Genomic DNA, 15,108 nt, shown 5'->3' on the forward strand with positions numbered 1-15,108 from the left:
CGAGGACGGGCGACGTGCGCCCATGTCTCAGTAGCGGTAATGATCCGGCTTGTACGGGCCGGCCACGTCCACGCCGAGGTAGTCGGCCTGGTCCTTGGTCAGGGTGGTCAGCTTGACGCCGATCTTTTCCAGGTGCAGACGTGCCACTTCTTCGTCCAGGTGCTTGGGCAGGATGTAGACCTTCTTCTCGTAGCTGTCGCGCTTTTCCCACAGGTCGATCTGCGCCAGGGTCTGGTTGGCGAACGAGTTGGACATCACGAAGCTCGGGTGGCCGGTGGCGCAGCCCAGGTTGACCAGGCGGCCGTCGGCCAGCAGGAAGATCGCATTGCCGTTGCCGAACACGTACTTGTCGACCTGCGGCTTGATGTTGATCTTTTCCACGCCCTTGAGTGCATTCAGCGCATCGACCTGGATCTCGTTGTCGAAGTGGCCGATGTTGCAGACGATGGCCTGGTCCTTCATCGCCTGCAGGTGCTCGACGGTGATGATGTCCTTGTTGCCGGTGGTGGTGACGTAGATGTCGCCGCGGCCCAGGGTGGATTCGATGGTGTTGACCTCGAAGCCTTCCATCGACGCCTGCAGGGCGCAGATCGGGTCGATCTCGGTGACGATCACGCGGGCACCGTAGGCACGCAGCGAGGCGGCGCTGCCCTTGCCGACGTCGCCGTAGCCGCAGACCACCGCGACCTTGCCGGCCAGCATCACGTCCATGGCGCGCTTGAGGCCATCGGCCAGCGACTCGCGGCAGCCGTACAGGTTGTCGAACTTGCTCTTGGTGACCGAGTCGTTGACGTTGATGGCCGGGATCAACAGCTTGCCGGCTTCGGCGATCTGGTACAGGCGGTGCACGCCGGTGGTGGTCTCTTCGGAGACGCCCTTCCAGTCCTTGACCACGCGGGTCCAGTAACCCGGACGCTCGACGGCCACGCGCTTGAGCAGCGCCTTGATCACGCCTTCCTCGTGCGAGGAGGCCGGCTCGTCGACCCAGGTGCTGCCGTTTTCGAGCTCATAGCCCTTGTGGATCAGCAGGGTGACGTCGCCGCCGTCGTCCACCACCAGCTCCGGGCCGGTCTGGGTGCCGTCGGGCAGGGTGAAGGTCAGCGCGTCCAGGGTGCAATCCCAGTACTCTTCCAGCGTCTCGCCCTTCCAGGCGAACACCGGCGTGCCGGAGGCGGCGATCGCGGCGGCCGCGTGGTCCTGGGTGGAGAAGATGTTGCACGAGGCCCAGCGTACGTTGGCGCCGATGTCCTTGAGCGTTTCGATCAGCACTGCGGTCTGGATGGTCATGTGTAGCGAGCCGGTGATGCGTACATCCTTCAGCGGCTTGGTCTGCGCATGCTTGCGGCGGATCGACATCAGGCCCGGCATCTCGTGCTCGGCGATGTCCAGCTCCTTGCGGCCCCAATCGGCCAGGGAGAGGTCGGCGATCTTGTAATCGGTATGTGGGGCGATTTTCGTGACAGCGTTCATGCAATAGCTCCGGTAAGCAGACCAATGTCTGCAATGCGGGGCGCCGTTGAACGATGAATGCTTGTCGAGCCTGGCCGTATTTCCTGCACTTTTCGTGCAGTCGGCGGATCAGTCCGCCATACCGGTCGCAGCGCCCCTCGACGAGAGCGTTGATTATATCGGCAGCACCCCCCTCCGGCATGAATTGGCCGGCTTGAAGTGGTACGCGCCCCAACCAACGGCAGGGGAGCGGGGGAGCGTGTGGCTGCTATGGTCCGGAGTCGATCGACACTGGGGATGGACAATGCAGGTGACACCCGATGCACGGCACGGCAGGCGGCAGCAGCGATGGGCCCTGGCAGGCGTACTGGCGCTGAGCGCACCACTGGCTGCGGCCGCAGCCGTCGCGTCGGCTGGCCCGCCTGCCGCTGCGGCAAGCACTGGCTACCAACTGCCCTCCAAGGCGCTGCAGGCAGTGGTGGATGCCCCGCGCGCGCCGCTGCTGCACCTGTCGCCCAAACGCGACTTGGGCGCGATGATGCAGTTGCCGGCGTTGCCGGACATCGCCGAGGTGGCCCAGCCCGAACTCAAGCTGGCCGGTCTGCGCATCCATCCCAAAACCTTTGCCAGCAGCCGGTTCTCCTTTGCCGACAAGCTGTGGCTGCTGTCGGTGGCCGACGGCAGCGAACGGCAGATCGCCGGGCTGCCGTCACCACTGTCGCTGGCCACGTTGAGCTGGTCGCCGGATCAGCGCTACCTGGCGTTCCGCCGCGAGGACGCGGCCAGCGGTGCCAACGAGCTGTGGCTGGTGGACGTGGCGGCCGGGCAGGCGCGGCGTCTGGTGGCCGGTTTGAACACCAGCGTCAACGACGATCTGCGCTGGTTGCCCGATGGCAGCGGCCTGCTGCTGCAGCAGCAAGTGGCCGGGCAGGGCGCGCCGCCCACCCGCGATGCGGTGCCGGACGGCCCGGCGATCCAGCAGACCAGCGCCGCTGCCGGCGTGCGTTCGCTGCCGACCTATCAGGACCTGCTGCGCAACGAGGCCGATGCGCGCGTGTTCGAGTATTACGCCACCGGCCAGCCAGTCATCGTCAGCATGAGCGGGCAGGTGCGCCCGATCGCCACGCCCGGCATCTATCTCAATCTGTCGGTGTCGCCGGATGGCCGTTACATCCTGAGCGAACGCAGCGAACGGCCATTCTCGTATCTGGTGCCGGTGGACAACTTCGCACGCCGTATCGAGGTGCTGGACCTGCAGGGCAAGCTGGTGCGACAGATCGCCAAGCTGCCATTGGTGGAAGGCCTGCCAACCGGCAATGACGCCGTGCCCACCGGCGTGCGCGACATCGCCTGGCGCGTCGATGCGCCGGCCACGCTGGTCTGGGCCGAGGCGCAGGACGGCGGCGACCCGGCACGCGAGAGCAAGATCCGTGATGCGGTGCTGATGCAGGCTGCGCCATTTACGCGTGCGCCGGTCACGCTGGCGCAACTGGGCAGCCGCTTCGAAGGCATCCAGTGGGGCCGCGGCGATCTGGCCATCCTCAGTGAAAGCTGGTGGAAGACCCGCCGCACCAAGCAGTGGCGCATTGCACCGGACCAGCCGCAGCGCGTGCCCGAACTGCTGTGGGACCGCTCCTCGCAGGACCGCTACAACGATCCCGGCACGCCGGCGACCGTGGCCGACGGCAAGGGCCGCACGCTGCTGCAGACCGGCGCCGATGGCAACAGCCTGTTCCTGCTCGGCAAGGGCGCCTCGCCGGAAGGCGACCGCCCGTTCGTGGATCGCTTCGATCTGCAGAGCAGGCGCGCCACGCGCCTGTTCCATTCGCAGGCGCCGAGCTATTCCGCACCGCTGGCATTGCTGGATGCGCAAGGAACGCAGTTGCTGCTCAGCCGTGAATCGCCCGAGGAGCCGGCCAACTATGTCGTGCAGGCATTGGGCGATGCAGCGCCTGCGCCGCGTGCGTTGACGCATTTCGCCCATCCGCTGCCGCAGTTGCGTGGCGTGCAGAAGGAGCAGATCCGCTACAAGCGCGCCGATGGCGTGGACCTCACCGCCACGCTGCTGCTGCCGCCCGGTTACGACCCCAAGCGCGACGGCCCGAGGCCGCTGCTGATGTGGGCCTATCCGGGCGAGTTCAAGAGTGCCGACACCGCCAGCCAGGTCACCGACTCGCCCTATCGCTTCAACGCGATCAGCTACTGGGGGCCGCAGGCGTTTCTGGCGATCGGCTATGTGGTGCTCAACAACCCGACCATGCCGATCGTCGGCGAAGGCGATGCCGAGCCCAACGACACCTATGTGCCGCAGCTGGTCGCCGATGCGCAGGCCGCGGTGGACGAAGTGGTGCGGCGCGGGGTCACTGACCGCGAGCACATCGCCATCGGCGGGCACTCCTACGGCGCCTTCATGACCGCCAACCTGCTCGCGCACACGCGGCTGTTCAAGGCCGGCATCGCGCGCAGCGGTGCCTATAACCGCACGCTCACCCCGTTCGGGTTCCAGGCCGAGGAGCGCAACTACTGGCAGGCGCAATCGGTGTATCAGGCGATGTCGCCGTTCAACTACGCCGACAAGATCAAGGATCCGCTGCTGTTGATCCACGGTCAGGACGACAACAACACCGGCACCTTCCCGATACAGAGCGAGCGCATGTTCGCCGCGATCAAGGGCCTGGGCGGCAACGCGCGGCTGGTGCTGCTGCCCAACGAATCGCATGCGTACCGCGCGCGGCAGTCGATCCTGCAGATGCTGGCCGAGAGCGAACAGTGGTTGAAGACCAATCTCGGCGAGCCGGTGAAGGAGACCGGCGCTACGCGTACGCGGTGATCGATGGTGCGCTGGCACCGGTAGGAGCGCGCTTGCGCGCGATGCGGCTTTATCGATAACGCCTCGTCGCGCCCGGGTGCGCTCCTACGGCGAATGCGTCCGCCTCGCGTCCCGGGAAGATTTGCTGCGCTTTCCACGCGATTGCCGCGATCACCGGTAGGAGCGCACCCGGGCGCGACGCAGCATGACCAGGACAGCCACATCGCGTAGCAGCGGGCCTGCCCGCGATGGGGCATCACCGGGAAAGACCCATCGCGCGCCAGCGCGCTCCTACGAGGTCATGGGCAGGGAGCGCCAGCACACGATGGTTGGTGTTGAAACCGTCGTGCCAGTCGCGATCATCTAATCCTTTTGGGTTAGTCTTCGACGACTTTGCGCTTGAGAGGGTGTGCGTTTCCGATGAACGAGTACCGCAGCAGTCTTGTGTTCGCTACCCCCGATCTTGCCTTGCGCGACGATGTGCGTCGGCTCGGTGCACTGGTCGGTGACCTGCTCGCCGAGCAGGTCTCTGCGGAATTCCTCGATGAGATCGAACGCGTTCGCACCACGGCGATTGCGCGCCGCGAGAGCGATGCCCCGCCATCGACGCTGAGCGAGCAGCTGGCCGGGCGCGAGCCGCGCGAGGCCGAGTCGCTGGTGCGCGCCTTCAGTACCTATTTCCAGGTGGTCAACATCGCCGAGCGCGTGCACCGCATCCGCCGCCGCCGCGAATACCAGTGCAGCGGCACCGACACGCCGCAGCCGGACGGGTTGCACGATGCCTTGCGCCGGCTCAAGGCGCAGGGCGTGACGCTGGACGAACTCAGCGAGTGGTTGCCGCGAATCGACGTGGAGCCGGTGTTCACCGCGCATCCCACCGAAGCGGTGCGCCGCGCGCTGCTGGAAAAAGAGCAGCTGATGGTCGCCAGCCTGGTCGACAACCTGGATGGCATGCGCACGCCCAACGAGCGCGCCACCGACGCGGCGCGCTTCCGCATGGCCTTGACCGCGTCCTGGCAGACCGCCGACTCCTCGCCGGTGCGCCCCACCGTGGAGGACGAGCGCGAGCATGTGGGCTTCTATCTCACCCAGGTGCTGTATCGCGTGGTCCCGGTGATGTACGAAACCCTCGAACACGCCATCGAAGAAACCTACGGCAGCGTGCCGACCCTGCCGCGGTTGCTGCGCTTCGGCACCTGGGTCGGCGGCGACATGGATGGCAACCCCAACGTGGATGCCGTCACCATCGCCGGCACGCTGGATGCGCAACGGCGTGCGGTGCTGGACCGTTATCAGAAGGAACTGTGGCAACTGGCCAGCCTGCTCAGCCAGTCGACCACGCTGGTGGCGGTGAGCCCGGCGTTGAGCGAGCAACTGCAGCGCTACCGCGCGCTGTTGCCGGAGGACGCCGCACGCTCGCGTCCGCGCCACGGCGACATGCCGTACCGGCTGCTCAACGATCTGATGCGCGCGCGCCTGCAGGCCACGCTGGACGATGCCGCGGGTGCCTACACCAGCCCGTCCGAGCTGGAACACGACCTGCAATTGATCCTGGACAGCCTGCAGGCCAACAAGGGCCTGCACGCCGGTTGGTTCGCGGTGCGCCGCCTGTTGTGGCGTGTGCGCACCTTCGGTTTCCACCTGGCGCGGCTGGATGTGCGCCAGGAATCGAGCGTGCATGCACGTGCAGTGGCCGACGCACTCGGCCAGGCGGATTGGGACGAACAGGATGCCAGGCAGCGCGCTGCATTGCTCGGTCCGTATGCAGCCGGAGAGCAGGCATTGCCGCGCGTGGATGACGAAGGCAATGCGCGGCTGGATGCGGTGTTTGCCGCGCTTGCCGATGCGCGCAGCCGCCACGGCGCCGATGCGCTGGGCAGCTACATCATCTCGATGGCGCACAACCGCGCCGACGTGCTCACCGTGCTGGCGCTGGCGCGCCGTGGCGGCCTGGTCGACGACGCCGGCGCAGTGCCGCTGGATATCGTGCCGCTGTTCGAAACCGTGGACGATCTGCGCGGCGGCACCGGCACCGTGCAGGATCTGCTGGCCGACCCTGTCTACCGCCAGCACCTGGCCGCGCGCGGCGATACGCAGATGGTGATGCTCGGGTATTCGGACAGCGGCAAGGACGGCGGCATCACCGCCTCGCGCTGGGGGCTGCAGCGCGCGCAGGTGGAACTGCTCGAAGCTGCCGCCGAGCTGGGCGTGCGGCTGACCTTCTTCCACGGCCGCGGTGGCTCGATCGCACGTGGCGGCGGCAAGACCAGCCGCGCGCTGGATGCCGCGCCGCGCGGCAGTGTCGATGGCCGGCTGCGCGTGACCGAGCAGGGCGAGGTGATCCATCGCAAGTACGGCATCCGTGCCCTGGCGCTGCGCTCGCTGGAACAGATGACCGGCGCGGTGCTGCTGTCCAGCCTGCGTCCGCGTGCGCCCGAGCCGCGCGAGGATCGCTGGCGGCCGGTGATGGACCTGGTCGCCGAACAAAGCACCGTGGCGTATCGCGCGTTCGTTGGCGCGCCGGATTTCATGCAGTACTTCCGCCGCGCCACGCCGATCGACGTGATCGAACGCATGACGCTGGGCTCGCGCCCGTCGCGCCGGCTCGGCCAGGACGCGGCCTTGTCCAACCTGCGCGCGATTCCGTGGGTGTTCGCGTGGAGCCAGGCGCGTGCGGTGATCCCGGGCTGGTACGGCGTGGGCAGCGGCCTGCAGGCGGCGGTGGATGCCGGGCACGAAGACACCTTGCGCGAGATGGCGCAGGACTGGCCGTTCTTCCGCACCTTTCTCGACGACGTGGCGATGGTGCTGTCCAAGGGCGACCTCACCATCGCCGAGCTGTTCTCGCGGCTGTCGGGCGAACTGCACGAGCGGTTCTTCCCGGGCATCGGCGCCGAGCTGGCGCTGACCAAAGGCTGGGTGAAGGCATTGACCGGCCAGCAGTCGCTGCTGCAGCACGACCCGCGGCTGGCCTTGTCGATCCGCCTGCGTAACCCCTACATCGACCCGATCAGCGTGCTGCAGGTGGACCTGCTGCAACGCTGGCGTGCCACCGATGGCGAAGACGACGAGCTGTTGCGCGCGCTGGTCGCCTGCGTCAACGGCGTCTCGCAAGGCGTGCAGAACACCGGCTGATCCGGTTCGGCGCTACGACGATCGGATCAGACGGTCGAATCAGACCGCCCGGTCCGACCGTTGGTCGGAGAGGGTGCGGAATCGGCAAGCGGACTCTGGTGTAACCGGACAAATCTGTCCGATAATGCCGCGATGACGACTTCCCGCCCTGATGCCGCGCTGCGCCGCCGGCAGATACTCGATGCCGCCGACGAAGTGTTCAGCGAACACGGCGTCAATGCCCCGCTGGAGCTGGTGGTCGAGCGTGCCGGCCTTGGCCGCGCCACGCTGTACCGCAATTTCCCTGACCGGCTCGCGCTGATGACCGCGCTGATGACCCGCGGCCTGGACGGCCTGGAGCGGCTGGCCGCCGATCTGGCCGAGCGCCCGGACGGACTGGCCGTGCTGCTGCACGACGTGGCCGAGCACATCGCCCAGTCCGCGCCGCTGGTGGATTTCTGGCGTTCCATCGAACGCGCGCACCCGGCGGTGGAAACTGCCGACCGGCGCGTGGTGAGCATCTTCCTGCCATTCGTGCATCGCGCCCGCGACGCCGGCCTGTGCCGCGCCGATGTCGACGACGAACAGCTGCTGCTGGTGATCGACATGCTGGGCAGCTGCCTGCGCGGCAATGACGAATCCGAACGCAAACGCCTCGCCCATCGTTCGGCCGATCTGTTGATGCACGCATTGGGCATGCAGGTACCGGAAGGCGGCACCCGATGAAACCGGCCACGCGTTCGCGCATCGGGCGCTGGGCGTTGCGGGTGGCGCTGGTGCTGGCAGCGCTCTGGGGCGGGCTGGCGATCTACTTCGCGCTGACCGGCAACGCGTTCGTGCGCGCGGCGTGGGTGGGCTCGTGGTGCGCGATGGCAATCGCGGCGTTGTGGGGCCTGCGCCGTGGCCGCGAGAACTGGGCCTTGGTGGGCATCTTCAGTGCGGCATTTGCGGTGCTGGCGGTGTCGTGGTGGATGATGCAGCCCAGCCAGGACCGCGACTGGGCCGACGATGTCGCCCAGCGCCTGCAGCCCGAGGTGCACGGCAACATCGTCACGCTGCACAACGTGCGCAATTTCGACTGGCATAGTGAAACCGACTACCAGCCGCGCTGGGAAACCCGCCAGTACGATCTGGACCGTTTGGTCAGCGCCGATCTGGCGCTGTCGTACTGGATGGGCCCGGCGATCGCGCACACCCTGGTGTCGTTCGGTTTCGACGACGGCTCGCACGTGGTGTTCTCGCTGGAAATCCGCAAGGAGCGCGACGAGTCGTTCTCGGCATTGGGCGGATTTTTCCGCAGTTTCGAAGAGACCCTGGTAGCCGCCGACGAGCGCGACATCCTGCGCGTGCGCACCAATGTGCGCGGCGAGGACATGTATCTGTATCGGCTGGCGATTCCCAAAGCCGGGCTGCGCCGCATGTTCATGGGCTACGTGGGCCTGGCCAACGACTTGAATCGCGCGCCGGCGTTCTACAACACGCTCACCAGCAACTGCACCACGATCGTGTTCGCGTTGGCGCGGCAATTGCAGCCCACATTGCCGCTGGATCATCGCCTGCTGCTGTCCGGCTACGCCGACGAATACGCCTACGATCACGATGGGCTGATGCCCGGCTACGACTTCGCGACGCTGAAGCAGCGTGGGCATTTCACCGCACGTGCGATCGCCGCCGACAAGGCGGCCGATTTCTCCGAGCGCATCCGCGCCGGCATGCCGCAGGCACCGGCGCCTGGGGCCACCGCGAGCGCACCCCGGTGAAGGCTTGCCTGCGTGGATGTCGTACCTCTGCAGTGCTGGCGGGTGTACTGGCGAGCCTGTGGCTGAGTGGCTGCGCCATGGTCACGGTGCAATCGCACAGCAGCGGCGACTTCATCGCGCGCACGCGTGGCGATGTGCTCAGCACTGGCGCGTTGAGCCAGGCCAGCGGCGAGACGGTGCAGGTGGCCGGTCTGCAACCCAAGGCCTGCCGCAGCGACCCGCTGCCCTGCCTGCAGCAACTCGCCACCGTCGCAGGCATCGGCGATGAACGCCGGCTGGCAACGCAGGCCGAGCTATGGACCGCGCATGCGGTTGCGCTGGGCGGGCGCGACCCGACAACCATGAGCGATGCCGCAGTCGACGCCTGGCTGGAGGCCGCGCGGCACGCATACGCGTATCTGTTTTTCACCGATCGGGCGCCCAGTGCGCGTGCGTTCGAAAATCGCCAGACGCAGGTGCGCGACTACTACAACTACGCCGTGCAGCAGGTGATCGAACGCCTGTTCGCACGCGCGCAGCAGACCGGCCAGAGCGAGCGCGAACCGACCAGCATAGGCCGCTGGCAGGTCGGTATCGATATGTCAGCGTATCGGTTGCCGGGCGGCGGCAACACGCCGCGCGCGATCTTCGCCGCCTCGGCATTGCGCTTCGATGGGCTGCGCAGCACATATCGACGCGACGGCTTCGGCGCCGAACTGGTGGCCGAGGTGGACCCACAGGTGGTCGGCGACCCTGCCGGACTGGCCTTGCAACAATCTGCCGCCGCTGTCGCGACACCGGAGCGTCCGCTGCCCACCTTCAGCGAGATGCCGTATGCACCGGCAACGCTGCTGCTGCGCTTCGAGGGCGATACGCTGGATGCGGTGCTGCGCGGTCGTGCCGTCACCGTGGTGCCTTACGATCCGTATCGCCAGAACGAAGTGGTACTGCATGGCCAGCGCGTGCCGCTGGCGGCCAACTTCACTGCCGCGTATGGCCTGTGGTTGGCCAGGTCCGGGTTTGCCGCGCAGTCCCTGCGGTCGATGCTGGGCAGCGCGCGCGGCATCGACCGCCCGCACCTGTATCTGATGCAGCCCTACGACCCGGACCGACGCGTGCTGTTGATGCTGCATGGCCTTGCCAGCAGCCCGGAAGCCTGGGTCAATGTCGCCAACGAAGTGATGGGCGATGAAGCGCTGCGCCAGCGCTACCAGATCTGGCAGGTGTACTACCCCACCAATGCGCCGGTAGCGGTCAACCGCGCCGAAATCCAGGCTCTGGTGGAGCGCAGCCTGCAGCACTTCGATCCATCCGGCACGGCGATCGCATCGCACGACATGGTGTTGATCGGCCACAGCATGGGCGGGGTGATCGGGCGCCTGCTGGTGTCTTCGTCGGGCGAGCGCCTGTGGAATTCCCTGCTGGAAAACTACCGGCTGGACGGCGAGCGCGGCGCACGCGTGCGCGCGAAGTTGTCGCCGTTGCTGCATTTTTCGCCAATGCCGCAGGTCGACCGCGCCATCTTCATCGCCGCGCCGCACCGCGGCACGCCCCTGGCCGAAGGTGGGCTCGGGCGCTTCGTCGGCCGCCTGGTGCGTTTGCCGATCGCCTTGCTGGATCGCTTCGGCGATGTGTTTCAGGATCTGGCCAGCAGCGAGCGGCGCGCGCAGGGCGACGACCCGCGACGCAAGCGGCGCCTGCTGCCGCCGACCAGCATCGACAACCTGCGCGATACCGACCCGTTCGTACGCGCCAGCATGGACCTGCCGATCTCCCCGCAGGTGCATTACCACACCATTGTCGGACGCGAAAAACCGCAGGTGCCGCTGGCCGATTCCGACGATGGCCTGGTGCCGTATCGCAGCGCGCATCTGGACGGTGCCGAGTCCGAGCTGGTGGTGACCTCCTGGCACAGCGTGCAGGAAACCCCGCAGGCGATTCTGGAAATCCGCCGCATCCTGCACGAGCAGCTGCAAGCCGAAGCGGCAGACACAAACCAGGCGCAGGCCGCGCGTCCGGCTGGGGCGCCGGCGACGTTCTGAGTGCGCTGCACCATCAGTGGAAGGCGTGGCTGCTAGTCACGCACCGCGGGGTGTGGAGTTTGCCGCTGCCAATGCGCGCCATTTTCCAGTTCCCGGCGTTGCGATTGCTCACGACTGGGCCGGCCAACCTGGGCAACGCGCGGTCATCCGGTGGGTGCGACGACGCGCAGGAGCCGGAGTACACGAGCATGCCGATCCCGGCACCGACCGCACTGCCTGACGGTCGCGCAGTCGTCGCGTCGGCCGCGTTTAGCGCGTTGTTTACCTGGCCCGTGCTATCAGGCGGTTCTCGAACACGCTCGAACCAGGGAAGACGCAATGCGCAAGACGCTGTCGGCAGTGATCTGGGTGCCCTTGCTGCTGGCCGGTTGCGGCCGCGGCGAAGGTCAACGCGAGCCAGCCGACCCTGCGGGCGCCACGCCCCCGGCAGCGCAGACCGCAGCGCCTCCGTCCGCATCGCCACCGGTCGCCGATGAAGCGGTGCCCGAGTTCCCGGCCATCCCGTCGATCGTGGTGCCGGAGATTGCCGGCGTGACCCCGGCGCAGCGCGCACTGGAGGCCTCGCTGCAGGACATTCTCGACCCGATCGAAGGCGTCAGCGTGACGCCGGCACGCTGCGGCGATGGCGGCAGCCTGATCAACGACGCCGGCATCACCAGTGTCGATGCCAACGGCAATCTGCTGCGCAACGGCGACGGCGGGCTGTTCGACCTCAAGGCCGATGGCAGCGGTACCGCCAACTTCGACGGCGGCCTGATCCGCGTCAATGCCGACGGCAGCGGCACCATCAATGCCAGCGGCGCCGGTGGCGACGACGCGATCGTCCAGGTCCAGGCCAGCGGTGCCGGTACCTACAACGGCCCGGCCGGCCTGATCAGTCTGGATGGCAAGGGGGCAGGCACCTGGAACAGCGACAAGAGCGGCTTGGTCGACAACCACGGCGATGGCAGCGGTACCTGGAACGGCCCGCGCGGTCTGATCACCATCAACGCCGACGGCTCGGGAACCTGGAACGGCCCGGACGGGCTGGTGCAGAACCGCGGCAATGGCACCGGCACCGTCGGTACCCCGCCGCGCGAAGTGCGCATGCCGCCGCTGCCGAAGGTGCCGCCGGCCGGGCGCTTCCCGCTGCTGCAGAAGTTCGCACTTCCCGGCGCACCGTGCGGCTATCTGATCACCTTGAACGAGCGCATCCTGTTCGACTTCGACAAGGCCGAGATTCGCCCCGACGCCGCGCGCGTGCTCGACGTGCTGGCGGCCGCACTCGGCAAGGTCAGCGCCAAGGACATGGAGGTTCGGGGGCATACCGATGCCAAGGGCAGCGATGCCTATAACCAGGCGCTGTCCGAGCGCCGCGCCGAGGCGGTGCTGGCCGCATTACGCACCCGCGGTGCCGCGCAGTCGGCCGGCGCAAAAGGCTATGGCGAATCGCAACCGGTGGCACCCAATACGCTGGATGGACAGGACAACCCCGGCGGGCGACAACTCAACCGACGCGTGGAAATCTTCCTGCGCACCTGAGTGGGCTGATCTGCGTGGCATCACTCGCATGCAGGCGCAGGAGTACGACGATCCCGGACAGCTGGCGCGCCGCACCGGCGGTTCGGGCAGATGTGTCGATGGGCAGATGCCGGCCCATCTCATGTCAGTGCGCCGCTGCCTCGTGCAGTGCGTCCTGACGGTGGGTGCGCGGGGATCTACTCAAAGCGGCGCACCATGCGGTGAGTTGCGGGTGTACAAGGCTGATGCCGCGCTTCGAGCGGCCAACACATCGACTGCGCCGCCGCCATGCGGGGCGGCCGGTGCTCGGAAGCGGCACGGACCACTCGTACATTTCGATTCTGAGCGCGCCCTCCGCACCCACCTGACGACTGGCCAGCTTTCTTGTGTTGTCCGCTCTTGGTACCGCAACCGTGCGACTGCTTCTGAGCATTTATCGCCGCGTGGTGGCTACCCGGGCATGTTGGATAAGTTCCGCCAGGTGTCGTCTGCCTTGCACATTGGCCCGGTAAATTCCGCGATGACCAACGGGATGACCAACAGGTATGGGTTCCAGGCAAGCGAAGAAAACGGGGCAGGGTGGTGAACAGGCGCCCGCAGGCGATGACGGCAGCGACGCGATGGGGATCGCGTCGTTGCCGTCGTGCGGGATCAATGCGCCGTTGCACGCAGGTGCCAGGCAACGTGCGACGACAGCGCTGCGGTCGCGATGGCGGATGCCGGCACTCGCACTCGGCGCGCTGCTGCTGATCGGCTGCACGCCGCGTCCGCCCGGGCTGCCCGCAATCGCGCAGACCGCACAGCTGGAACGCGTGGTGGCTGTCTTCCGGCATGGCGTGCGCGCACCGTTGCAGGGCGAAGCCGCCGCCGCGCACTATGCAGACGCGCCGTGGCCGCAATGGTCCACACCGGCCAGCCTGCTGACGCCGCACGGGCGCATCGGCGTGCAGTTGAGCGGCGACTATCTGCGCCAGTGGCTGGCGCAGCAGGGCGTGTTGCCGCGTAGCGGCTGCCCGTCAGCAGGCAGCGTGTCGGTCTGGGCCAATACCGATCAGCGCACCATCGACAGCGGCGCCTTGCTGGCCGAGGCGCTGGCACCGGGCTGCGGGATCGTCGCCGGACATCGCCAGGCCGGCAGCAACGATCCGTTGTTCCGCCCGATCGAAGCTGGCGCGGTGCCGTTCGATGGCACGGCGGCAGTTGCGGCGATCGAAAAGCAAACCGGTGGCCCCGCCGCATTGCTGCGAGGGCACACTGCCGAGTTGCAGGCGATGCAGCAGATCCTGGGTTGTACGCGCACGCCCTGCGACTTTGCGCAGATGCCGTCCACGCTGGCACCGTCGGCCAACGGGCGCGGCCTGGCCCTGGGTGGGCCGATCGATCTGACATCCGGCACCGGCGAGGTGTTGCTGCTGCAATACGCCGAAGGCCTGCCGCTGTCGCAGGTCGGCTGGGGCCGCGCCACACCCGAGCGGCTGGCGCAGGTCTCGCGCCTGCATGCCTTGTTGTTCGACATCTACGCGCGCCCGCATTACATGGCCTCACGTTCGGGCGCACCGCTGGCGCGCGAAGTGCTGCAGCGCTTCGGCGATATGCAGGCGCCAAAGGTCTCGGTCTTCGTTGGCAGCGATACGCATATCGCTGCGTTGAGCGGTTTGCTGGGCGTGCACTTTCATCTCCCCGGCTACGGCGCCGACGATCCGCCGCCGGGCGGCGCATTGCTGCTGGAGCTATGGCGCGAACCGAATGGGCAGCAGGTGGTGCGTGCGAAGTATCTTGCGCAATCGCTGGATCAACTGCGGACGCTGGCGCCGCTAAATTTGGAGCATCCGCCGTTGCAGCAGAAGTTGGCGCTTGGCGTTTGCACAGCAGAGCAACGCATGGCGTGTCCGTTGAAGGCGTTCGCTCAGGCGTTGGAGCAACAGTTGCAACGCGAGCCTTGAACGCAATGCCGGGGCTGCGATGTGCAGGCGCCTTCAGCTCGTCGAAGCATCCGCATGGAGCGGGTAGATGTCGTGCGCAAGATTGATCGGAGTACGGAGTTGGTCGGCAGCGCGGCGCCGCATCCGGTGTCGGGACACGCCGTAAATCCATCCGTGGAGGCTCGGTGGCGGCATCCATGCCGCCACACGGTCCCGCCCCCGGACGCGACACCACGCTCCCAGCATTGCTGCTGCTGATCGGCAAGCACTGTTTTCAAGCAGACGTGGCGCCTGCGGATTGGGTCGGCCAGGTCGTCGAGATCACCTCAACACTTCGTCTTTAGGTAGTGGCGATGGAACAAGATCCAGGCCACGGTCAGTTAACCAGACGCAGCTTTTCTTTCAGTTGCCGACAATGATCGGTGGTGCTTGCGCGGGTGCCGGCGTGGGACCTTGAGCGGCATGGATGCCGCGCCAGAGCCTACATGGACGTACTTGCGGCGTGTCCCACGCTGGTACGCGTGCAAGCGCCC

The 15,108-nt window shown here is 67.2% G+C and carries 8 protein-coding genes and 1 riboswitch; of the genes, 7 read left to right on the plus strand and 1 reads right to left on the minus strand.

Going from position 1 to position 15,108, the window contains the following annotated elements; translation table 11 throughout:
- Positions 1-27: 27 nt before the first annotated feature.
- Positions 28-1,470 (minus strand): adenosylhomocysteinase, encoded by a 1,443-nt coding sequence (ahcY, locus tag XARJCFBP2528_RS10280; RefSeq protein WP_016902210.1) that lies wholly within the window; start codon positions 1,468-1,470, stop codon positions 28-30.
- A gap of 31 nt (positions 1,471-1,501) precedes the next feature.
- Positions 1,502-1,615: riboswitch (S-adenosyl-L-homocysteine riboswitch) on the minus strand.
- Between the two features lie 189 nt (positions 1,616-1,804).
- Here ahcY and XARJCFBP2528_RS10285 point away from each other — a divergent pair.
- The 7 genes from XARJCFBP2528_RS10285 (at position 1,805) to XARJCFBP2528_RS10315 (ending at position 14,596) form a co-directional block, all read left to right on the plus strand.
- Positions 1,805-4,279: a S9 family peptidase gene (locus XARJCFBP2528_RS10285; RefSeq protein ID WP_211257628.1), complete on the plus strand. Its 2,475-nt coding sequence runs from the start codon at positions 1,805-1,807 to the stop codon at positions 4,277-4,279.
- Between the two features lie 399 nt (positions 4,280-4,678).
- Entirely contained in the window at positions 4,679-7,393 is a 2,715-nt protein-coding gene (gene ppc, locus XARJCFBP2528_RS10290; protein WP_016902212.1) for a phosphoenolpyruvate carboxylase, read from the plus strand.
- Between the two features lie 132 nt (positions 7,394-7,525).
- Positions 7,526-8,098: a TetR/AcrR family transcriptional regulator gene (locus XARJCFBP2528_RS10295; protein WP_016902213.1), complete on the plus strand. Its 573-nt coding sequence runs from the start codon at positions 7,526-7,528 to the stop codon at positions 8,096-8,098.
- Complete coding sequence (locus XARJCFBP2528_RS10300) at positions 8,095-9,132, plus strand: DUF4105 domain-containing protein (protein ID WP_016902214.1); 1,038 nt, start codon at positions 8,095-8,097, stop codon at positions 9,130-9,132. The genes XARJCFBP2528_RS10295 and XARJCFBP2528_RS10300 overlap by 4 nt, the downstream gene beginning before the upstream one ends.
- Before the next feature lie 77 nt (positions 9,133-9,209).
- On the plus strand, positions 9,210-11,153 hold the full coding sequence (locus XARJCFBP2528_RS10305) for an esterase/lipase family protein (protein ID WP_230673699.1): 1,944 nt from the start codon (positions 9,210-9,212) through the stop codon (positions 11,151-11,153).
- 318 nt (positions 11,154-11,471) lie between these two features.
- Positions 11,472-12,674, plus strand: coding sequence for an OmpA family protein (locus tag XARJCFBP2528_RS10310; RefSeq protein WP_016904953.1), 1,203 nt, complete (start codon positions 11,472-11,474; stop codon positions 12,672-12,674).
- A gap of 599 nt (positions 12,675-13,273) precedes the next feature.
- On the plus strand, positions 13,274-14,596 hold the full coding sequence (locus XARJCFBP2528_RS10315; RefSeq protein ID WP_047124702.1) for a histidine-type phosphatase: 1,323 nt from the start codon (positions 13,274-13,276) through the stop codon (positions 14,594-14,596).
- Positions 14,597-15,108: the final 512 nt, after the last annotated feature.

This window comes from Xanthomonas arboricola pv. juglandis, assembly GCF_001013475.1.
Taxonomy (GTDB): domain Bacteria; phylum Pseudomonadota; class Gammaproteobacteria; order Xanthomonadales; family Xanthomonadaceae; genus Xanthomonas; species Xanthomonas arboricola.

Bases quoted from the DNA above. Each gene is read 5' to 3' on its own strand.
- ahcY (WP_016902210.1), bottom strand. From the start codon at position 1,470: ATGAACGCTGTCACGAAAATCGCCCCACATACCGATTACAAGATCGCC.
- ppc (WP_016902212.1), top strand. From the start codon at position 4,679: ATGAACGAGTACCGCAGCAGTCTTGTGTTCGCTACCCCCGATCTTGCC.
- XARJCFBP2528_RS10295 (WP_016902213.1), top strand. From the start codon at position 7,526: ATGACGACTTCCCGCCCTGATGCCGCGCTGCGCCGCCGGCAGATACTC.
- XARJCFBP2528_RS10300 (WP_016902214.1), top strand. From the start codon at position 8,095: ATGAAACCGGCCACGCGTTCGCGCATCGGGCGCTGGGCGTTGCGGGTG.
- XARJCFBP2528_RS10305 (WP_230673699.1), top strand. From the start codon at position 9,210: ATGGTCACGGTGCAATCGCACAGCAGCGGCGACTTCATCGCGCGCACG.
- XARJCFBP2528_RS10310 (WP_016904953.1), top strand. From the start codon at position 11,472: ATGCGCAAGACGCTGTCGGCAGTGATCTGGGTGCCCTTGCTGCTGGCC.
- XARJCFBP2528_RS10315 (WP_047124702.1), top strand. From the start codon at position 13,274: ATGGGGATCGCGTCGTTGCCGTCGTGCGGGATCAATGCGCCGTTGCAC.